Annotated in this window: 20 protein-coding genes; 7 read left to right on the top strand and 13 right to left on the bottom strand. The window is 52.3% G+C overall.

What is annotated here, in order from left to right; all coding sequences use genetic code 11:
- Positions 1-3 precede the first annotated feature (3 nt).
- A complete protein-coding gene (locus tag I6L54_RS13290) occupies positions 4-177 on the bottom strand; it encodes a GhoT/OrtT family toxin (protein WP_072041437.1) in 174 nt (57 codons plus the stop codon).
- A gap of 192 nt (positions 178-369) precedes the next feature.
- Here I6L54_RS13290 and yncL point away from each other — a divergent pair, with 192 nt between their 5' ends.
- The gene (yncL, locus tag I6L54_RS13285) at positions 370-465 is read left to right on the top strand and encodes a stress response membrane protein YncL (protein WP_071828932.1); all 96 of its coding nucleotides are present in this window, start codon (positions 370-372) and stop codon (positions 463-465) included.
- Positions 466-586: 121 nt separating this feature from the next.
- Here yncL and I6L54_RS13280 read toward each other — a convergent pair whose 3' ends face one another.
- From I6L54_RS13280 to I6L54_RS13240, 9 genes are all read right to left on the bottom strand, one after another.
- A complete protein-coding gene (locus tag I6L54_RS13280) occupies positions 587-778 on the bottom strand; it encodes a helix-turn-helix domain-containing protein (protein WP_052463726.1) in 192 nt (63 codons plus the stop codon).
- A gap of 430 nt (positions 779-1,208) precedes the next feature.
- On the bottom strand, positions 1,209-2,636 hold the full coding sequence (patD, locus tag I6L54_RS13275) for an aminobutyraldehyde dehydrogenase (RefSeq protein ID WP_040230997.1): 1,428 nt from the start codon (positions 2,634-2,636) through the stop codon (positions 1,209-1,211).
- A 21-nt stretch (positions 2,637-2,657) separates the two neighbouring features.
- Positions 2,658-3,464 (bottom strand): ABC transporter permease, encoded by an 807-nt coding sequence (locus I6L54_RS13270; RefSeq protein ID WP_005126751.1) that lies wholly within the window; start codon positions 3,462-3,464, stop codon positions 2,658-2,660.
- Positions 3,454-4,398 (bottom strand): ABC transporter permease, encoded by a 945-nt coding sequence (locus I6L54_RS13265; protein WP_005126750.1) that lies wholly within the window; start codon positions 4,396-4,398, stop codon positions 3,454-3,456. The genes I6L54_RS13270 and I6L54_RS13265 overlap by 11 nt, the downstream gene beginning before the upstream one ends.
- Positions 4,399-5,415 (bottom strand): ABC transporter ATP-binding protein, encoded by a 1,017-nt coding sequence (locus I6L54_RS13260; RefSeq protein ID WP_040230994.1) that lies wholly within the window; start codon positions 5,413-5,415, stop codon positions 4,399-4,401.
- Between the two features lie 16 nt (positions 5,416-5,431).
- Positions 5,432-6,577, bottom strand: coding sequence for a putative ABC transporter substrate-binding protein YdcS (gene ydcS, locus I6L54_RS13255; RefSeq protein WP_040230992.1), 1,146 nt, complete (start codon positions 6,575-6,577; stop codon positions 5,432-5,434).
- Positions 6,578-6,906: 329 nt separating this feature from the next.
- On the bottom strand, positions 6,907-8,316 hold the full coding sequence (locus I6L54_RS13250) for an aminotransferase-like domain-containing protein (RefSeq protein ID WP_005126747.1): 1,410 nt from the start codon (positions 8,314-8,316) through the stop codon (positions 6,907-6,909).
- Between the two features lie 92 nt (positions 8,317-8,408).
- Complete coding sequence (locus I6L54_RS13245; RefSeq protein ID WP_137378530.1) at positions 8,409-8,825, bottom strand: type II toxin-antitoxin system HicB family antitoxin; 417 nt, start codon at positions 8,823-8,825, stop codon at positions 8,409-8,411.
- Positions 8,826-8,871: 46 nt separating this feature from the next.
- On the bottom strand, positions 8,872-9,048 hold the full coding sequence (locus tag I6L54_RS13240) for a type II toxin-antitoxin system HicA family toxin (RefSeq protein ID WP_005126745.1): 177 nt from the start codon (positions 9,046-9,048) through the stop codon (positions 8,872-8,874).
- A gap of 263 nt (positions 9,049-9,311) precedes the next feature.
- Between I6L54_RS13240 and I6L54_RS13235 the strand changes: the two genes are divergently transcribed.
- The 4 genes from I6L54_RS13235 (at position 9,312) to I6L54_RS13220 (ending at position 12,270) form a co-directional block, all read left to right on the top strand.
- On the top strand, positions 9,312-10,715 hold the full coding sequence (locus I6L54_RS13235) for a cytochrome ubiquinol oxidase subunit I (RefSeq protein WP_040230988.1): 1,404 nt from the start codon (positions 9,312-9,314) through the stop codon (positions 10,713-10,715).
- Positions 10,715-11,725: a cytochrome d ubiquinol oxidase subunit II gene (cydB, locus tag I6L54_RS13230; protein ID WP_040230985.1), complete on the top strand. Its 1,011-nt coding sequence runs from the start codon at positions 10,715-10,717 to the stop codon at positions 11,723-11,725. The genes I6L54_RS13235 and cydB overlap by 1 nt, the downstream gene beginning before the upstream one ends.
- Entirely contained in the window at positions 11,725-11,850 is a 126-nt protein-coding gene (locus I6L54_RS13225; protein ID WP_005126742.1) for a DUF2474 domain-containing protein, read from the top strand. Before cydB ends, I6L54_RS13225 begins: the two co-directional genes overlap by 1 nt.
- A 189-nt stretch (positions 11,851-12,039) precedes the next feature.
- The gene (locus tag I6L54_RS13220) at positions 12,040-12,270 is read left to right on the top strand and encodes a DUF2554 family protein (RefSeq protein WP_005126741.1); all 231 of its coding nucleotides are present in this window, start codon (positions 12,040-12,042) and stop codon (positions 12,268-12,270) included.
- On the opposite strand, the gene I6L54_RS13215 is transcribed toward I6L54_RS13220, so the two are convergent.
- Together I6L54_RS13215 and I6L54_RS13210 are read right to left on the bottom strand one after the other, a co-directional pair.
- Positions 12,267-14,228: a peptidase U32 family protein gene (locus tag I6L54_RS13215; RefSeq protein WP_040230982.1), complete on the bottom strand. Its 1,962-nt coding sequence runs from the start codon at positions 14,226-14,228 to the stop codon at positions 12,267-12,269. The two genes, I6L54_RS13220 and I6L54_RS13215, sit on opposite strands and share 4 nt — an antisense overlap.
- A gap of 79 nt (positions 14,229-14,307) precedes the next feature.
- Complete coding sequence (locus tag I6L54_RS13210; protein ID WP_005126739.1) at positions 14,308-14,844, bottom strand: helix-turn-helix domain-containing protein; 537 nt, start codon at positions 14,842-14,844, stop codon at positions 14,308-14,310.
- Positions 14,845-14,948: 104 nt separating this feature from the next.
- Between I6L54_RS13210 and I6L54_RS13205 the strand changes: the two genes are divergently transcribed.
- Positions 14,949-16,115, top strand: coding sequence for a benzoate/H(+) symporter BenE family transporter (locus I6L54_RS13205; RefSeq protein ID WP_040230981.1), 1,167 nt, complete (start codon positions 14,949-14,951; stop codon positions 16,113-16,115).
- Here the strand turns inward: I6L54_RS13205 and I6L54_RS13200 are convergent.
- On the bottom strand, positions 16,098-16,967 hold the full coding sequence (locus tag I6L54_RS13200; RefSeq protein WP_040230980.1) for a helix-turn-helix domain-containing protein: 870 nt from the start codon (positions 16,965-16,967) through the stop codon (positions 16,098-16,100). The two genes, I6L54_RS13205 and I6L54_RS13200, sit on opposite strands and share 18 nt — an antisense overlap.
- A 184-nt stretch (positions 16,968-17,151) precedes the next feature.
- On the opposite strand from I6L54_RS13200, the gene I6L54_RS13195 reads away from it, so the two are divergent.
- Positions 17,152-18,060: a DMT family transporter gene (locus I6L54_RS13195; protein ID WP_040230977.1), complete on the top strand. Its 909-nt coding sequence runs from the start codon at positions 17,152-17,154 to the stop codon at positions 18,058-18,060.
- The last annotated feature ends 11 nt before the right edge of the window (positions 18,061-18,071 follow it).

The raw sequence follows: 18,071 nt of genomic DNA, 5'->3' as shown, positions 1-18,071 counted from the left end.
CCATCAGAAAAGAGAAAACAGGAGTGCGACGGGAAAGCTCATCGGCCATGTCGCCCCGACTAATACCGCGCTCAGAAAGCGAATACGTTTTTTATCACGCGACAGAAACCAGGTGGTAATGGCCGCAATTGCAGCCATTACCGCATAAAAAACCAACATTTTTTGATACAGAGACATTTAGGGCATCCAGGCCAGAAGAGAAAATCGCGCGCAATATGCTCTTTTTTATGACCCACATCAAGTTTTATTCATTTATTTAAGAAAGCCGGCTAAATAACGGCCCACTTTCAATATGTTCAGATTTCGTACTATTGCGGATAGCTATAAGCCGTACTATACACAAAGGGGTTAAAACGAAAGGTGGCAAAAATGAATGTTTCCAGTAAGACCGTGGTGCTGATAAATATATTTGCTGCTGTAGGACTTTTCAGCCTGATCTCCGTAAGGTTCGGCTGGTTTGCTTGATGTGACTCTTTTTGATGAATTGCAGCGCCTGCTGGCAGAGAGAAAATCTTCTCTCTGCCATTAGTAAACGATCTTCCCACTCCATCACTGCCCGGTAAATTATCCTTAATATGTAATACCCCTAATCCTTCTGCGGCATTATTCCCCCGTGATAGCGGGTCGGTGTTGTACCTGTTAGCTGCCGAAAAAACACGATGAAAGCACTGGCGCTAACAAATTCCAGCTGTTGCGCCACCTGGCTGATTGCGTCACCCTCCGCCATCTCCATCGCTTTTAACAGCCTGAATTGCTGCCGCCAGGTCTGATAGTTCATCCCTGCATCCCTGATAAAGATGCGGCTGATTGTCCGTTCGCAAGCACCGGCCAGGCGGGGCAACTGATTCAGTCGGGGCGGTAACGCCCTGTTGAATACTATGCTATTCAACTACTACAGCCTGGCCCCGTTTCTTTTCGGACAGTTAGGATGGGTTAGCGGGTATCGTGCAGCAACCGGGACTGGTTCTGACTATCTGTGCGTTCATCGCCTGGCTATGTAGCCTGTGCCATCGTTAGAACAATCACCTAAATAATCAGGCCCCGACATTGTGCCGGGGCCTGATGGTGGGCAAATTAGCCTGACCTCGCGGATATTTCCAACTTACCGCCGTCCGATGGCGACGAGGCCAGTGGCGCGCATAGTATAGCGACACGTTTATCGATATTTAGCTATCCGTGCCCCCTTTTACCGTCCGCGGTTTATGACATTACTCATGCTTGATCATGACATGGCGAATTACCGTGTAATCTTCCAGTCCGTAGACCGACATGTCCTTGCCATAGCCTGATTGTTTTTGTCCCCCATGCGGCATTTCACTCACCAACGTGAAGTGGGTGTTGACCCAGGTACAGCCATACTGCAGGCGGGCGCTCAGTCGGTGCGCGCGACCAACATCCCGCGTCCAGACTGACGATGCCAGTCCATACTTCGAATCATTAGCCCACGCCAGAACCTGATCTTCATCATCAAAGACGGTAACACTGACCACCGGACCAAAGACTTCACGCTGCACAATAGCATCTTCCTGTTTCGCGCCCGCCAGCAACGTTGGCGCAAAATAGTAGCCTGAACCCTCCACTTTTTTGCCGCCGGTGATGACCTTGACGTGTCCGAGCGCTTTCGCGTCATCGACCGCTTTGGCGACCCGGTCAAGATGCGCCTGTGAGCTTAACGGTCCCAGTTCTGTCGTTTCATCATTCGGTGCGCCAATTTTCAGGCTGGCAACTGCGGCGCCGAGTTTTTCGACCAACGCATCATAGATGCCTTTTTGCGCGTAGATTCGACAGGCAGCAGTGCAATCCTGTCCGGCGTTGTAATACCCAAAGGTCCGTACACCACTGACCACCGCATCAAGGTCAGCATCGTCAAAAATAATCACCGGAGCTTTCCCGCCCAGTTCCATATGCGTGCGTTTAATCGAAGGCGCAGTATGCTGGATAATATGTTCCCCGGTCACAATTGAACCGGTCAGTGAAACCATACGTACTTTTTCATGGCCGGTCAGCGGGTCGCCCACTGTTTTACCACGGCCAAACAGGACGTTAATCACTCCTGCCGGGTAAATATCTTTCGCATATTCCGCCAGTTTAAGCGCCGTCAGCGGGGTAATTTCTGAAGGTTTAATCACCACGCAGTTACCGGCGGCCAGCGCAGGAGCCAGCTTCCATGCCGCCATCATTAGCGGATAGTTCCAGGGCGCGATGGAGGCCACCACACCCAGCGGATCGCGACGAATCATGGAAGTATGCCCTTCCAGATATTCCCCGGCGGCCTGTCCTTGCAGGGTGCGCGCAGCCCCCGCGAAGAAACGGAAAACATCCACGATGGCCGGAATTTCATCATTAAGCACACAATGTAGCGGTTTACCGCAGTTGAGCGATTCCAGCTCCGCGAAGGTTTGCGCGTTATCGGCGATAGTGGCCGCCAGTTTCAGCAGTAGCTCGGAGCGGACTTTCGGCGTAGTTTGCCCCCAACTGACAAATGCGCTGTCGGCTGCACGTACCGCAGCATCAACCTGCGCGGCTGACGCCTCAGCAATCTCCAGAATAAGTTCACCAGTGGCAGGGTTATAAACTGGTTGCTTTTCACCTTCACCGCTGACCAGCTCACCGTTAATCAGTAATTGATGTTGCATAGCAATTTCCCATATCGTCGTTTATTTACCGTTTCCGGCGACGGTGTCGCCTTCACGCGTTAGCCACCAGGCCCCTAAAATTGGCAGTGTTGTTACCAGCATTACCAGCAATGCCACAACGTTGGTAACAGGCACATCTCGTGGGCGACCCAGTTGATTGAGCAGCCACAGAGGAAGTGTTCTTTCATGTCCGGCGGTGAACGTTGTCACGATGATTTCATCAAACGACAAGGCAAACGCCAGCATGCCCCCCGCCAGCAGTGCTGATGCCAGATTGGGCAGCACGACATAACGAAAGGTTTGCCAGCCGTTGGCGCCAAGATCCATAGACGCTTCAACCAGACTCCATGAGGTGCGGCGAAAACGCGCCACGACGTTGTTAAAGACAACCACCACGCAAAACGTCGCATGGCCCACCACGATCGTGAGAAAACCCGGTTCCAGATTGATGGTCTTAAATGCCGTCAGCAACGCCAGACCGGTAATAATTCCCGGTAGCGCGATCGGCAACAGCAGCAACAGCGATATTGCGCTTTTACCGAAAAAGTCCCTGCGCCATAGCGCAGCCGCCGCCAGCGTACCCAGAACCAAAGCGATTGCTGTCGACAACGCGGCGATTTTAAGTGACAACGTCACTGATTCAAGAATATCGCTACGCTGCGCCGCCACGCTAAACCAACGCAATGTCAGTCCCTGCGGCGGAAAACTAAAAGCAGCCTCCTCTGTATTAAAAGCATAGGTGCCGATGATGAGGATGGGAAAGTGCAGAAAAAGAACTCCTCCCCATGCAGCCAGTTTGAGTAACCAGGGTGCGCGTTCAGAGTGCATCGAAAGCTCCCAGACGCTTCACGAACGCCAGATACAGTGCAATTAAGACAATGGGCACCAGAGTGAATGCCGCCGCCATTGGCATATTGCCGATAGCCCCTTGTTGCGAATACACCATGTTGCCGATGAAATATCCCGGCGGCCCCACCAGTTGCGGCACAATAAAGTCACCCAGCGTCAGTGAGAAAGTAAAGATTGAACCGGCGGCTATACCGGGTATTGCCAGCGGGAAAACCACATAGCGGAAAGTTTGACGAGGACGCGCGCCCAAATCAGCCGATGCCTGCAAAAGCGAGGGTGGAAGCCGTTCCAGAGCAGCCTGAACCGGCAGGATCATAAAGGGAAGCCAGATGTAGACAAAAACCAAAAAGCGCCCTAATCCCGATGTTGACAGCGTATTACCGCCGACAGCCGGCAAGGTGAGGAAAGCGGTCAACAGTGGCTCCAGCCCGAGATGGGTTAGAAACCACTGCGCCACCCCGTCTTTCGCTAACAGCAGCGTCCACGCATAGGCTTTGACGATATAGCTCGCCCACATCGGCAACATGACGGCAATGTAAAAAAAAGCTTTCATTTTGCCACTGGTATAGCGCGCCATATACCATGCCATCGGGAACGCCAGAATGGCGCTGGCAATCGTCACCGCCACCGCCATTGTCAATGTTCGCACAATGATGTCGTAATTAGCCGGATTAAACAGCGCCTGCAGATTCGCCAGCGTCAGGTCTGGCGTCACCGACATGGTGAAATCGTCGAAGGTGTAAAATCCTTGCCACAACAGCGTCAGCAGCGAGCCAAAGTAGACGATGCCAAACCACATCAACGGCCCGAGCAGCAGTAAAAACAGCCCAAGCCCTGGATTACGCCAGAAGAACCCCGAGATACGGTTCAGCTTTGTCGGCTGTGCTGGCGAATGTATGACGTTCATAGCCATTCACCTCTCCTCAACCAGCGGTACCATGACATCGCGTGACCACGAGGCCATCACCTGCTGACCCGGCGACAGCGTCGACGGCAGCAGTTCTCCCGTCAGGTTCGCCTGGCTCACCAGCAACTTTTCACCGCCAGCAAGTTTCAGCTCAAAACGCGTCGCCGCGCCCTGGTACTGCACCGCCTGAATGATACCCCGAGCCTGAACCTCGCCCGCCATATCATTTAACCGAATGTGTTCCGGGCGCAGCGAGAACATCCCCTGTAACCCACAGACGTTTGCCGACATCGCTTCGTCAAAGACGTTTGACGTCCCCACAAAACTTGCCACAAACGGTGTCCGTGGACGCATGTAGAGTTCTCGTGGTGAATCCACCTGTTCAATGCGACCGTTATTAAACACCGCTACCCGATCGGACATCGACAGGGCTTCCCCCTGATCGTGAGTGACAAAAATGAAGGTGATACCCAGGGATTGCTGTAACTTCTTCAACTCAAGCTGCATCTGTTCACGCAGCTTGAGATCCAATGCCCCGAGCGGCTCATCCAACAGCAGGACGCGTGGCTCATTAACCAGCGCCCGGGCAATCGCTACACGCTGACGCTGTCCACCAGAGAGTTGTGATGGCTTGCGCTCATAGACAAAGCCGAGCGCAACCTTGTCTAACGCTTCTCGCGCCCTGGCATGGCGTGTCTTTTTATCAATGCCTTTAACCATCAGCCCATAGGCGACGTTGTCGAGGATCGACATGTGCGGGAACAGCGCGTAATCCTGAAAAACCGTATTGACGTCCCGTTCCCAGGGCGGTAATTCACTGGCTTGCTTACCAAAAATCTTAATTGAACCGCCCGAAAGCTGCTCAAAACCGGCAATCAGGCGCAGACAGGTCGTTTTGCCGGAGCCGGATGGCCCCAGCATTGAGAAAAACTCACCATCATTAATTGCAATACTGACCCCATCAACTGCACGAACATCCCCGTACAGACGCGAGACATTATGAAATTCCACTGCGTACGTCATAAAACCCCCAGCGGAATTAGCGACCGCCCATAATGGCGATGTAATCCTGCGTCCAGCGACTGTAAGGAACGAATTTTCCACCTTCTGCGATTGGCGTTTTCCAGAAAGCAATTTTGTCGAAATAGCTATAGCCGTTGGTTTCACAGCCTTTTTCGCCCAGCAGCGGGCTGGCTTTACAACCTTCAGGGACGACCGGCAGAGATCCAAACCAGGCAGCGACATCGCCCTGAACTTTCGGGGTTAATGACCAGTTCATCCATTTGTAAGCACAGACAGGATGTTTTGCTTCGCTATGCAGCATGGTGGTGTCAGCCCAACCGGTGACGCCCTCTTTCGGGAAAACAGTGGCGATTGGCTGGCCTTCTGCTTTCAGGGCGTTAGCCTGATAAGGCCAGGCGCTTGATGCCACCACACCTTCGTTTTTGAAGTCACTCATTTGCACAGTGGTGTCATGCCAGTAGCGATGAATCAGGGCGTGCTGATCGCTCAGGACTTTGATGACCGCCTGATACTGTTTCTCGGTGAGCTGATAGGGATCGGTGATACCCAACTGCGGCTGAGTGGCTTTGACGAACAGCGCCGCATCGGCGATATAGATCGGGCCATCGTACGCCTGGACTCGCCCTTTATTGCTTTTACCGTCAGGCAGATTTTGTGCAGCGAATACCACGCTCCAGCTGTCCGGCGGCGTTGGGAAGGTTTTGGTGTTATACATCAGCAAGTTGGGCCCCCATTGATACGGAGTGCCGTAAACTTTCCCACCGACGTTAAACCATTCCCCTTTGACCACACGCGAATCGATAGTTTTCCAGTTTGGGATAAGCGCAGGATTTATAGGCTGGACACGTTTGCCCATAATCAGGCGCAGTGAAGCATCGCCAGACGCCGTCACCAGGTCATAGCCGCCTTTCGCCATCAGGCTCACCATTTCGTCTGATGTGGCCGCTGTTTTAACATTGACGGCACAACCGGTTTCCTTCTCAAACTGCGAAACCCAGTCATATTGTTTATCGGTTTGTCCGCGTTCGATATAACCCGGCCAGGCAATAATATCCAGGCGCCCTTCCGGTTTATCTAATGATGTTGGGGGTTCGGCTGCATGGGCTGTCATCAGCGTCATACTGAGTGCACACAAGCTACTGAGGGCAAATTGCTTGCTCATAACGTCTTACTCCTGTCGAAAAAATATTGAGCGGCAGCCTTGCCGTAAATATATGTCCTTTCCTAAAAATAGTCGGGGTGTTGAAAGCGTTCCTGCTGGCGCAAGGAAATTTAATCAGGTTGTGAGCTAACGCTCATTACGCCACGGGTTATAGCAAGGTGATTTAATCTTCTGGAGTATAGACAAGGAGTTAGGTGCCAGGGTGGCACCAGGAAGAACTATTGATATTTCGTATGGTGGCACCTGATATAAATAACATCAGGGTTTAACCTCCACTATTTCTAAAATAAGAATGCGCTATTCTTTTATATTGAATAGCACATTCAGTTTTATTTCATCATCTCGCGAATTAATTTTCCAAGCTGCTTAACCGCCTGTTCTTCGCGTTCACCCCAGTGCCATGCGGTATTAAAACGAAAGAAACGTGACCATGTCCCCGAGGTTGAAAACATCTTGCCTGGTGCGATGCTGATGTGGTGCGCCAGCGCCTGGGTACTGAGCTCTCCCGCATCCAGCGGTTCTGGCAGTTCGAGCCACAGAAAATAGCCGCTGTCGTTATGGTGTATTTTGACCTCCGCCGGAAGATGACGCAGCAACGTTTGCCAGGCCTGCTGTTTGCGTTCCGCCAGCTGACGACGTAGCCGTCGCAAATGCGCGTCATAACGCCGGGTCGACAGGTAGTCCACCAGCGCAAGCTGCATTGGGGAACTGGTGGATAAGGTGCTCATCAACTGGAGTCGCTGAATACGACGGGCATGTTTCCCGGCAGCAACCCAGCCGATGCGAAAGCCGGGGACCAGACATTTCGAGAAGGATGAACAGTGCAACACCCTGTCCCCTCGATCCCAGGCTTTAGCCGGCAGTGGTTTCTCCCGGCCAAAATAGAGTTCGCTGTAAACATCATCTTCAATCAGCATCACATTGTATTTTTCCAGTAATGCGACCAGATGGGCTTTTTTCTGTGCGCTAAGCGTAAAACCCAACGGATTTTGGCTGTTGGTCATCAGCCAGCAGGCTTTGACCGGGTACTCCTGTAGTGCCTGTTCCAGAGCGACAAGGTCGATTCCGTCCTTCACGTCGGTGGCAACAGACAACGCCTTCAGGCGCAATCGCTCCAGAGCCTGTAATGCCCCGTAAAAACACGGGTTTTCGACAATCACCCAGTCTCCCGGCTCAGTGACCGCCTGCAGGCTCAGGTTAAGCGCTTCAAGTGCGCCGGTGGTGATCACAATTTCATCCGGGGAAAGGGTCATTCCCTGTTGCGCATATCGACGGGCAATAGCATGACGCAGTTCATCATTTCCCGGCGGCAGGTTTTCGATAACGCTCATGGCGGTAGCCGTTTTACTCACCTGAGCCAGCGAGCGATTAAGCTGCTGAAGCGGAAATAAGCGCGGATCGGGGAAAGCGGATGCAAACGGCATCACGGAAGCATCACGACTGGCCTGCAGCATGTCAAAGATGTAGGTGTTGATATCCACGGCTTCATCACGCATGACCTGTACCGGCGGCACGGCGGCTTCGCGTTCGGGGCGCGCGGCAACATAATAGCCCGACTGCGGCCGGGCGATGATCCGCCCCTGACTTTCCAGCAGTTGGTAGGCATGCCCCACAGTCATAAAACTCATCCCGCTGCTTGCCACCTGCTCGCGCAAAGAGGGCAACCGATCGCCTGGTTGCCATACGCCAGACGCGATTTGATCGCGAATTTGCTCCGCCAGTCGCTGGTACTTTTTCATTTTTCGTCCTGATTACCGGTGTCGGTGACAATCACTGTGTATATCAGTTTACATAATCAGGGTGTTTTTTATAACTGTTATAGTTAACAGTTTTACAACATCGTTAACGCCAGCTCTTTGCCTAAGGCGCGCGCAGCAATCTGTACGGCATCAATTTTTGTCGTGTGCTTTAAATCAAATAAACGGGTGATCTCCTGCTTAGGTCTGCCGATCCTGTTCGCCAGTTCCTGTTGGGTGATTTTTGATTCAAGGAAGGCATTCAGCAAAAGAACCTTAGACGCGGCGCTCAGCGGTATTTCCACGTAGTCATCTTCAGCGCCAACCGCCGAGGGGAGAGGAATCGCCTCGTTGTCGTCGAAATAGAATTCAAAAGCGGTAATCAATGCCGCCTGCGCGGCCTGCAAAGCGTCATGGCGGGTATTTCCCTGAGTTAATGCTTCCGGAATATCCGGGAACGAAACCACAAACCCACCTTCCACTGCCGGTGTTAGAGTAACGGGATAACGCATAGGTTTTTCAAAATCTCTCATATAATCAACCTTGTAGTGATGATGATTACAGTAAGTCGAGCTGCTTAATAATCGCTTTTCGCAAGGCTTCTTTTATTTCATCACCTGGATGTCTGGGCATAACGCTACGCCTTCCCTGATATCTCAGTTTCAGATGATTTGAGCCGTTTGTAACAGCGACTCCCTGAGATTCAAGCCAGCGTCTGAACTCACTTTGCTTCACTGCGCCTCCCTGTAGTCTATTATATACACAAAGTAAACATTTATGATTACCTTTTAATTACCTTGCTACTAATATCGCAAAATAACTCACGTGGGGAGGACGCAATTCAATAACAGGAATCCAGCTTCCAGATTTCATATCAGTCTGGCCAACCTATAACAGCAGCACAACTGTTATGGTTAAAAAGAACTGTTCTGTTTCTGCCCCACATTTCGCCTGGGGCTTAGAATTGCGCCAAATCAATTTTGCCTGCGGAGTTAAGCATGTTCGGTCTTGACGCGTTTCACCTGGCGAGGATCCAGTTCGCGTTTACGGTGTCCTTTCACATCATTTTTCCGGCCATTACCATCGGCCTCGCCAGCTATCTGGCGGTGCTGGAAGGTCTCTGGTTGAAAACCAAAAATCCGACCTGGCGTTCGCTGTATCATTTCTGGTCGAAAATATTCGCCGTAAACTTTGGTATGGGCGTAGTGTCCGGGCTGGTGATGGCTTATCAGTTCGGCACCAACTGGAGCGGTTTTTCCGAGTTCGCCGGAAGCATCACCGGGCCGCTGCTGACCTATGAAGTGTTAACCGCCTTCTTCCTCGAAGCGGGCTTCCTCGGCGTAATGCTGTTTGGCTGGAACCGTGTGGGGCCGGGACTTCACTTCTTCGCCACCTGTATGGTTGCACTGGGTACCATTATTTCTACTTTCTGGATACTGGCCTCCAACAGTTGGATGCAAACACCGCAAGGCTATGAAATCGTTAACGGCCAGGTCGTTCCCGTCGACTGGTTCGCCGTTATTTTCAACCCTTCATTCCCATATCGTTTGTTGCATATGTCCGTTGCCGCTTTCCTCAGCAGTGCGCTGTTTGTCGCAGCGTCAGGGGCATGGCATTTATTACGCGGGAATAACACTCCGGCTATTCGAGCCATGTTTTCGATGGCGCTGTGGATGACGTTAATCGTCGCCCCGTTGCAGGCATTGATTGGTGATATGCACGGGTTGAATACGCTGAAGCATCAACCTGCCAAAATTGCCGCCATCGAGGGGCACTGGGAAAACCCGCCCGGCGAACCCACTCCGTTGCTACTGTTCGGCTGGCCGGATATGGCGCAAGAGCGCACCCGCTATGGGCTGGAAATTCCGGCGCTGGGTAGTCTGATCCTGACCCATAGTCTGGATAAACAGGTCCCGGCGCTAAAAGAGTTCCCTAAAGAAGACAGGCCCAACTCCACCATGGTGTTCTGGTCATTTCGCATTATGGCGGGGCTTGGCATGCTGATGATCCTGTTGGGTACATTCGCCTTGTGGTTACGTTACAAGCAACGCCTGTATACCTCACGTCCCTTCCTGCGTTTCGCGCTGTGGATGGGGCCGTCTGGTCTGATCGCTATTCTGGCCGGTTGGGTCACCACTGAAGTGGGTCGTCAGCCGTGGGTGGTTTACGGTTTGCAACGCACAGCGGATGCGGTTTCCGCACATGGTGATTTGCATATGAGCATCAGCCTGCTGGCCTTCTTTGTGGTTTACAGTTCGGTCTTCGGTGTGGGTTATAGCTACATGATTCGCCTGATCCGTAAAGGGCCACAGGAAGATGATCCGACCCTCCCGCCAACTGGCACACCTGCACGGCCGCTTTCTGCTGCTGTCCTCGATTCTCAAGCTGAGGCACATCGCTAATGGGTATTGATTTATCAGTTATCTGGTTCGTTATTATCGTGTTCGCCACGCTGATGTATATCGTGATGGACGGCTTTGATCTCGGGATCGGTATCTTATTCCCCGCCATTCAGGATGCTGATGACCGCGATGTGATGGTCAACAGCGTCGCACCGGTATGGGATGGGAATGAAACCTGGCTGGTACTGGGCGGCGCAGGATTGTTTGGTGCATTTCCTCTGGCCTATGCGGTCATTGTCGATGCACTGACGATCCCACTCACCCTAATGCTGATTGGCCTGATTTTTCGCGGCGTTGCCTTTGAGTTTCGTTTCAAAGCCACACCGGCACACCGACCGTTCTGGGATAAAGCCTTTCTGGGCGGTTCAATTCTTGCCACGTTTACCCAGGGAGTGGTCGTGGGTGCGGTCCTCAACGGATTTTCCGTTACTGGCCGCAGCTACAGCGGCGGTCCGTTTGACTGGCTAACGCCTTTCACGCTGTTTTGCGGGCTGGGACTGGTGGTGGCTTACGCCCTGCTGGGGGCAACATGGCTGGTGATGAAAAGCGAAAAACCGCTACAGGATAAAATGCGCAGTGTGGCAAAAAAACTGCTGCTGGCGATGTTGGCTGTCATTGCCATTATCAGCTTGTGGACGCCGCTTGCGCACAGTGCGATTGCCGATCGTTGGTTTAGCCTGCCAAATCTGTGGTTCCTGATGCCGGTTCCGCTGCTGGTCGCACTCATCAGTCTGTTGCTGTGGCGTTCTCTGGGCCAGCAACATAGTCATGCCCCGCCATTTATATTGACGCTGGGTTTAATTTTTCTCGGTTTCAGCGGGTTGGGGATCAGCATCTGGCCACATATTATTCCGCCGTCTATTACCCTTTGGCAGGCCGCGGCGCCGACGCAAAGCCAGGGCTTTATGTTGGTGGGAGCGCTGCTGATTATCCCTATCATTCTGGTGTACACCTTCTGGAGCTACTACGTTTTCCGCGGCAAAGTTCAACATGGTGAGGGGTATCATTGATGCAACAATCTATCTGGAAACGCCTGATGTGGCTGGTCATTCTCTGGGGCGGCAGCGTGCTGGCCCTGGCGGCCGTCGGTTCATTCTTTCGCTTACTGATGACGGCGGCGGGATTTAAGTCCTGATTTTACCCCTGGTAACAACCGGGTCGCGCGGCGCTTCCCGGTTGTTACAAATCCTAATGCAGACTAAACAAAAATGTAAAAAACATCGAATTGGCAAAACAGAGATTGCCATTAATCCGATTAAAATATTGAATAGTCACATGGAGAAATTATTGCCGATTCCACAGCTAACGTACCAGAGGGTGCATGATGTTTAAGAAAGGGTTAACGGTGTTATTGCTTGCCAGCGCGCTTTTCTCCGGCCAGCTTTTCGCTACTCATCAGGGACATGAATATCTTCAGGTACAGGATGCCGATCATTTGTTACGCCACACGGCAGACAGCGATGAGCTGAGGGTGACGGCGGAAGAATCCGCCGCCGATCTACGCGAACACCATCACTGGCAAAAATCACGCAAGCCAGATACACACCTGAGTTAGCCCTTCCGCTTCGGCAGTGTTTTCATCAGCTCATCAGGGCTGACAGAAGCCACTACGCTGCCCGGCAATGGCATTTTCAGAATGTGGTGTTTCATCTTGCCGATAACGTGCATTTCGCACGGTCGGCAATCAAATTTCAGCGTCAGCACTTCATCGCCATTCACCAATTGCATCGGAGTGGCTTTCCAGCTTTTGATATTCCCTTTTGCCTGTTTCGGACACAGATTGAATGCAAAACGCAGGCAGTGCTTGGTAATCATCACCGGAACATCGCCCTTTTCTTCATGCGCTTCATAGGCTGCATCAATCAACTGGACGCCATAACGGTGGTAAAACTCACGCGCTTTATGGTTATAGATATTGGCCAGAAAACTCAGATGCGTCTGCGGATAGACCGGCGCCGGCTGGGCAACGGGTTTACGACTGCCGCGTCGGTAGTTTTCCAGACGCGCGGTATCCAGCATGTCGATGGCTTCGCGGCGCAGTTGGTTGAGTTGACCATTCGGAACAAACAGCGCCCCCGGCAGATTCACCTGAATGTCGCGGGCGTAGTACAGCGTCTGTCCAAGTTTTGCCAGACCATCCTGCAAGTTACTCAACGCTTTTTCTGCATTGTTCGCTTCTTCAAACTGACCATCCAGCGTATGGGTGATACTCACACCATCTTCACTGGTTAGCGTCAGGAGCAATTGTTCCTGCCAGCCGCCCAATTCAATATCAACCGCGACACGGCGTTCGCTGGACGTCTTAGTTAGCGCCTGCTGCCAGTTATGATCGAGATTGCGATTGAGCGGATGGTGCGGCCGCACTTTGTGCAGGTCCGTTGGCATTTCATTTGGCCATACCCGATAACGATTATTCCCCGTTTTCTCTACAGTATTGGCACGGAATCCAACCACATCACGCTTAATCAATACGTTCAGGCCATCCCCGTTTGCCAGTGGTTCCGACACCTCGACATCAAGATAATCCTTCGCCACCTTCAGTACCTCACCCACTGGTAAGCCAATGAATTTAGGTGAGTCGAATGCACCGATGTCGCCTTTACGGGCATTTACAAAATAGTCAGTGCTGCCGCGGTGGAAGGTTTTCTCTGTAGATGGCGTGAAGAAATGCTCAGTGCGACCTGCGGATGAACGTGCCAGATCGCCGCGTTCTTCGATGATGGCATCCAGTCTCTGCCGATAATGTGCAGTGATGTTCTTCACATAGCTCATGTCTTTGTAGCGCCCTTCAATTTTGAAGGAACGAACTCCGGCATCAATCAACGCACCGAGGTTGGCGGTCTGATCGTTATCTTTCATCGACAGCAGGTGTTTTTCATACGACACCACCCGGCCCTGATCGTCTTTCAGGGTATACGGTAGTCGGCAGGCTTGTGAACAGTCACCGCGGTTAGCGCTGCGCCCGGTTTGCGCATGAGAGATATAACACTGGCCTGAATAAGCAACGCATAACGCACCGTGGATGAAAAACTCGATAGTCGCGTCCGTCGCCTGATGAATCGCGTGAATCTGCTCAAGACTCAGTTCGCGCGCCAGTACAATCTGCGTGAATCCGACGTCAGAAAGAAACTTCGCCTTCTCGACGCTGCGAATATCACACTGGGTGCTGGCATGCAGTTCAATCGGCGGGATATCCAGTTCCATAATCCCCATATCCTGCACAATCAGCGCATCAACGCCGGTCTGATACAACTCGGTAATTAACCGCTGAGCAGATTCCAGTTCATCATCATGCAAAATCGTGTTCAACGTCACAAAGATCTTCGCCCCATATCGATGAGCGAATGGCACCAGTTCAGCGATATCTTTCAGGCTGTTACTGGCGTTGTGACGCGCACCAAAACCCGGGCCGCCAATGTATACGGCATCCGCGCCGTGCAAAATGGCTTCGCGCGCAATGGCGGTATCACGAGCCGGGCTTAACAATTCAAGGTGATGAGGTTGCTGGCGCATACAGTTGTTACCATCCACAAGCGGTAAAAATGGCGGCTATTGTAGTCACAAGCGCGGCATTTCGGAATAGTTTTCCCGATTAACCACGTGGGTAATGGATCAAGGAGTGAAAGTGAACCGTCTGTTCGCTGCTGTTACGGTAACTATGTGCAGTATCACCCGCAAAACGGACACCCTCACCCGATTTGATGGTTCGCCACTGCCCATCAATGCACATATCCAGCAGGCCACTAATCACCACTACGTGCTCAACCACACCGGTTTCATGCGGTGTAGATTCACTCAACGCCCCCGGTGCCAGCAATATTGAAAAATGGTCAAAGCAGAGTTGTGGATCCCACGGAAACAGCGGTGTCACTATCATTGCCTGCTGTTGGGGATCAAAAGTCGCGGTGCCTTCTGACTCTGGTGGTGAAATAAATGTCGAAAACGGCACGTTCAGTCCGGTGGCAATTTTCCACAATGTCGCCACTGTTGGGCTGGATTCATTGCGTTCTATCTGCCCCAACATGGCTTTGGATACCCCCGTTTCTTCTGCCAGACGCGACAGACTCCATTCCCGCTGATGACGTAATGTCCGGAGCGTGGTAGCCAGATAGTGGGTTAAATTGTCCATTGTCGCCTTCCTCTATCTCCTGTTTCTGCCCATCAGCTTATCACTTGTACGCTATAACGCACAGTGCTACAGTAAATGACCGTTATAACGCACGCGGAGTCGCTATGCGCACATTATTAATCCCTTTACCCACCGTTTTATCGGGTTTTGTTGCCGTGCTGGTCGGCTATGCCAGTTCGGCAGCCATCATCTGGCAAGCGGCGATAGCCGCAGGCGCAACGACCGGGCAGATTGCGGGCTGGATGACCGCGCTGGGAATCGCGATGGGCGTGAGTACGCTGGCATTGTCAGTGTGGTATCGTGCTCCCATCCTGACTGCCTGGTCTACGCCCGGTGCTGCGCTGCTGGTTACGGGTCTGCAGGGCGTGACCATTCAGGATGCTATCGGCGTTTTTATTGTGGCTAACGCGCTGATAGTCCTGTGTGGTGTGACGGGGTTGTTTGCACGTCTGATGCAGATAATCCCACACTCACTGGCATCGGCAATGCTGGCTGGGATCCTGCTGCGTTTTGGTTTGCAGGCATTCAATAGCCTTAATAACGAGCTTATCCTGTGCGGCAGCATGCTGCTGGCGTGGCTGATGTTAAAAGTTGTCGCGCCCAGGTACGCCGTCATTGCTGCCATGCTGGTGGGTATCGCCATCGCACTGCTAAAAGGTGACATTGTCACTTATAACATTAATTTATCTCCGGTGATGCCTGAATTCATCGCCCCCCACTTTTCTCTAGCACACAGTATAAGCATCGCATTGCCGCTCTTCCTGGTTACCATGGCGTCACAAAATGCTCCTGGCATTGCCACCATGAAAGCATCAGGTTATTCCTTGCCCGTTTCACCGCTGATTATTTTCACGGGGCTGCTGGCGTTACTGTTTTCTCCCTTTGGCGTCTACTCCATCTGTATTGCCGCCATCACCGCCGCAATTTGCCAAAGTCCGGATGCGCATCAGGATGCCCGGCGACGCTGGTTAGCCGCTGCTGCTGCCGGGATTTTCTACCTTCTGGCCGGAGTGTTTGGTGGGTCGGTAACCGGATTGATGGCCGCTCTGCCGGCAAGCTGGATCCAGATGCTGGCTGGCCTCGCCTTGCTCGGAACGATTAGCGGTAGTCTGTATCAGGCATTGCTTCATGAAGCGGAGCGAGATGCTGCCATCGTCACCTTTCTGGTTACTGCCAGTGGTTTGACCTTATTGGGGATTGGCTCTGCGTTCTGGGGATTAATTGCCGGAGGGATATGTTATGCCGTGCTGAGATTATCGCGACGCACGTAATTGCGTTGGTGTCTTGCCCGTCACCTGCTTAAACCGGTTGCTAAAATGGCTTGCTGAACTGAATCCACAAGCCATCGCGATATCCGACAAGCTACGTGAAGAATAACGGACCAGTTGCTGCGCCAGCGCCATACGACGCTGCATAACATACTGGTGCGGGGCCATATTCATCGACTGGCGAAACATTCTGGCAAAGTGGAAATCGCTCAGTGCCGCTTCACCTGCCAAATCGCTGAGGGTCATTGGGTAGGCCAGATGCGCGTCAATATAGGCCAGCACATTGCGCAATGTGGCTGGCGCAAGCCCACCCGTTACCACCGGCGGCCGCCATTGAACGTTGCTGTAATGTTGAATCAGATGCGTCAGCAACAGCGAAGATGCCGCGCTGAGCGTTAGGTGATTAGCCGGCTGCTGCCAGTCATTACCCAGTAAAAACTGGCGATAAACCGCCGTGATCCCCGGATCGCTGCCGAACGTATGTTCGTCCAGCGTGAAGCTGTAAGGGCTTTTGTCCCAAACTTTCTCACCCACTTCCCGTAGATGCGCGTCGGTACAATAAAGATGTACAAAGGAGAGATCGTCACGAATATCCCAACTGGATTCGCTCTCTTTCGGCATCAGGCAGAAGCGATCCGGGCCGCCGCCGTTTTTCCAGCCCCCCGCCGTCTTGTGATAACTCTCGTAGCCATCCGCAACATATAGGCTGAGCGTGTGGTGATCGCAATACTGGGTAATGGTGTCGCGTTTGTTTGACCACGCCGCCAGCTGAATCCCTGAATGTAACGCAACCGACTCATGCAGCACGGCATTATGTTTGCGTAAGTTTTCAAAGGCACCGTAGGGCTGAGACATACCATCACATTCAGAACAGGTTAGCAGGCTTTCAGTCTATATCAGCAACATGTTGTTCACAGCCTCCTTTTCATGTTTGCGAGAAAAAAGCGCAAGATTTTGCAAGTCGACCGCAAACCGATGAAAGCCCCCTACCGCCAGGCGTGACACAGTGTGGGTCTGATTACAAAAATGAGAGAGTTGTATGAACGCACTGTTGTACTGTCTGGTCGTCGTTATTTGGGGAACAACATGGATTGCGATTTATTTGCAGCAAGGCCCAGTTTCTGCGCCAGTTTCTATCTTTTGGCGTTTTGCCGTTGCCAGCTCGGTGATGATCCTTATCCTGCTGTTCAGCGGCAAATTGCGTAAACTCTCCCGACGCGACCACCTGTTTTGTCTGTTACAGGGCGGGTGTGTTTTTTGCTTCAATTTCTGGTGTTTTTACACCGCCGCAGCGTGGATTAATACCGGCCTGGAGTCGGTGATTTTCTCGATGGCCGTGCTGTTCAATGCGGTGAATAGTTTTATCTTTTTTGGGCAAAAACCACCGGTACGCTTTTATTTCGCCGCGGCGCTAGGGTTGACGGGTATCATCACCCTGTTCTGGCAGGATTTGCTCAACAGCGGGTTCAACCATTCGCTGCTGCTGGGTATTGGTTTAAGCGCTCTGGGGACGTTTGGTTTTTCCCTGGGCAATATGATAAGCCTGCGTCATCAGAAAAAAGGGCTTGAGGTGATGACCACCAACAGCTGGGCCATGCTGTATGGTACGCTACTGATCGCCGTCATTGCGCTGGTGCGCGGGGACAACTTCACGCCGCAGTGGACTTTCAGCTATCTTAGCGCGCTGTTATATCTGGCTATTTTTGGCTCGGTAATTGCTTTTGGCGCCTATTTCACGCTGGTAGGACGCATCGGTCCGAGTAAGGCGGCCTACAGTACGCTGCTTTTCCCGCTGGTGGCGCTCACGCTGTCAACGCTGTATGAAGGATACGTCTGGCAGGCTAATGCAATTGCTGGATTAGTGCTGATTTTGCTGGGTAATCTGGTGATGTTTGCACGCCCGGAGGCGTTAATGGAGAAACTACTGTACCGTCGTCGGACGGCATAAAAAAAGCGCAC

Origin of the sequence: Citrobacter pasteurii (assembly GCF_019047765.1) — a bacterium.
Taxonomy (GTDB): domain Bacteria; phylum Pseudomonadota; class Gammaproteobacteria; order Enterobacterales; family Enterobacteriaceae; genus Citrobacter; species Citrobacter pasteurii.
The sequence above is the reverse complement of the archived record's forward strand: the minus strand, read 5'-3'. Positions and strand labels throughout refer to the sequence as shown.